The 1,177-nt window shown below is 69.0% G+C and carries 1 protein-coding gene; it reads right to left on the reverse strand.

Going from position 1 to position 1,177, the window contains the following annotated elements; translation table 11 throughout:
* Positions 1-112 precede the first annotated feature (112 nt).
* A partial coding sequence (locus JMJ56_RS33090; RefSeq protein WP_202836117.1) for an IS5 family transposase occupies positions 113-1,177 on the reverse strand: 1,065 nt, incomplete at its 5' end.

The following is a 1,177-nucleotide window of genomic DNA, read 5'->3' on the forward strand; positions in this document are numbered from 1 at the left end:
CTGCGTGGGAGTAGGCCATTTATTGGCCTGGTTGGGCGTCTGACGCGGCGCTGGCGCGGCAGCTAGGCTGCTCCTTTCGCTCAAAGAGCGTCATGCCGGCAGTCTTCGGGCATCACGCCGCCACGCCAAGCAGCCTCGGCAAGCGGACCAGGTTGTAGGCCGCCATGGCGAGGGTGAACTGCCAGTCGACCTTGGGTAGGCCGCGGTGGCGGGCCTTGCGCAGCCCGGCCACTGTCTTGGCCCAGCCGAAGGCCTCCTCGATCCGCTTGCGGATGCGCTGGCTGACGATGTAGCCGGGATGTCGGGTAGTGCGGCCGTCGATCGCCGAGCGCCGCCCGCTGGTGTTCTGGGCCAGGTGCGGGGTGACGTTGACCTCGCGCAGCTCGGCGACGAAGTCGCGGGCGTCGAAGCCCTTGTCGGCACCGAGAGTGACTGGGTTCGGGCGGTCGGCGTGCGGCGCGATCAGGTGCAGCGCGGCCAGCCGCTCGGCGTGGCCAGATGCGCGGGTGGCGACGGCGCCGACGATCAGGCCGTTCCGGTTCTCCATAAGGGCATGCCCCATGAAGCAGAGCTTGGCCTCCTTGCCCCGGCCCTTGCGGAACAGCCTGGCATCCGGGTCCGTCGTCGAGGCGTGCGTCTCGTTGCTGCGGCTCTGGCCGCGGAAGTCCTGCTCCCCGTTGCGTCCCGCATCGGGTGGTGGACCGGAGCCGTCCTTGGGGCGGAAGCTCTTGGTGCTGGCCCAGGCGTCGAGGAGCGTGCCGTCCACCGAGAAGTGCTCGCTCGAGAGCAGGGCGTGGACCCTGGGCTGGGCCAGCACGGTCGCCAGAAAGCGCGCGGCGACCTCGCCGGCCAATAGCCGGTCGCGGTTCTTGGTGAAGGTGGTCGCATCCCAGACCGGATCGTCCACGCCGAGCCCCACAAACCAGCGGAACAGCAGGTCGAAGTCGATCCGCTCGACCAGCTGGCGCTCCGAGCGGATAGAGTAGAAGGCCTGCAGCAGCAGCGCCCGCAACAGCCGCTCGGGTGGGATCGAGTCCCGGCCCGTGGTCGGGTAAAGGGCGCCTAACTCCGTCGACATCTCGGACAAGGCGGCGTTGACGATGGCGCGGATCAGCCGCAGCGGGTGGTCGGACCGGATCCGCTGCTCCAAATCGACGTAGCTGAACAGCGAACCCCG

The organism is Belnapia arida (genome assembly GCF_016773205.1).
Classification (GTDB): Bacteria; Pseudomonadota; Alphaproteobacteria; order Acetobacterales; family Acetobacteraceae; genus Belnapia; species Belnapia arida.